1 pseudogene is annotated in these 1,412 nt (G+C 56.1%); it reads left to right on the forward strand.

The annotated features are described in order from the left end of the window. Window positions 1-855: pseudogene (locus tag CAG33_RS28650) on the forward strand (hypothetical protein); the annotation flags it as partial. Window positions 856-1,412: the final 557 nt, after the last annotated feature.

The following is a 1,412-nucleotide window of genomic DNA, read 5'->3' on the forward strand; positions in this document are numbered from 1 at the left end:
TTCGTGCAGCAGCACTTCGAGGCCCGGCGCGGGGAGACGCTGACGGCGAGCTACAGCATCCGGCGGGCCGAGACGGGCAAGGTGAGCTATTCCAATCCGCTGGGGTTCTTGATTGGTGTTGCGGTCGAACTGGAGCCGCCGACTCTCACGTCGGTGAAGGACTCAAAGGGCGTCGAGATCCCGGACGACGGCGTCACCGCCGACACAAGCCTAACGCTCACCGGCACAGCGACGGCGGGGCAGAAGGTCGAGGTGTTCGACGGCGATAGTTCAATTGCAGAGTCCAAAGGTACGGCGACCGCCGACGCCACCACCGGGATTTGGCAGTTGGCGGTCACACTACCGTTTGGCGTTCGGCGCCTCTTTGCCAAGTCGCTCTATCACGACACTGACACTTATTCGAACGTGCGGACACTGACAGTGCAAGAACTGTATGACTCAGTGGATTTCAACAATTTGTCACTAGGAGGCTGGAACAAAGGACCAGCAGGTGCAGAAATCATATTTGCTGGTTCACCGGGCGCCTATTACTTACACAACAACACTTCAAACGGCGAATACCATGCTGGTGTCGTCCTGCATAAAACCTACGACGTCATAGTGGGTAGAAGATACCGATTCCAGGCTGAAGCAAGAGCTTTCAATCTCTCATCAGGAAACCCCGCCGTGCTTTCAATACGGATTGGAGATTCGGTATCTCAAGCTTTTACCGTCAACAACGCCAACTGGTTCTACATTGCACATGAAGCGGTGGCGACAACAGGAACGGTATTGATCGAGATTGTGAATTCACGATCAGCCCGGCATGGCAATGACTACCACCTAGACAATTTTCTGGTTTGCGGTATGAGCTGACGGCAGTGAGGCATGCGCGGAAACGGGGACGGATAGATTTATCCGGATTTATTTATACGCCCCCATTTCAACCGAAATGGCTATGCACTTCATTTTTTATCGAGTCTGTTTACTTCCGTTTAAAACCACTCCCACCACCCCACGCCACCTTGCGCCATTGCCTACAGCTACGCCAGAATCCGCCGTCTTGTGCGCCTTGGGGGCGGGTTCTATCGTTTGGCGGTCGCTGACGAATCAGTGATCGGGTTTAGCAGCCCGGCAATTCTCAAGGCACGTGAGCTCCGCTGAATGCGTCATGGCGGCTTTGCGTGGGGCACTTCGGTGCGCCGGGATCCTTGAGCCTGGTCTGCTAACCCGCGTACAGCCGCCACCCATTCGTTTAGCAGCGATGGCTGACGGCTCCATTTCTCAAGGAGCTACACCATGTTCAAACCCACCCCCAACCCACCCGAAACCGACCCCACGTCCCCCTACGAATCCCCCGACTCGCGCAAGCTCAACGAAGCCGCCGAGCGCGCCCTCGACCATTACCTCAACCCGATGTTCGTCCCTGAACC

It is taken from the genome of Pseudomonas sp. B3(2017), from assembly GCF_002113595.1.
Lineage (GTDB): Bacteria > Pseudomonadota > Gammaproteobacteria > Pseudomonadales > Pseudomonadaceae > Aquipseudomonas > Aquipseudomonas ekonensis.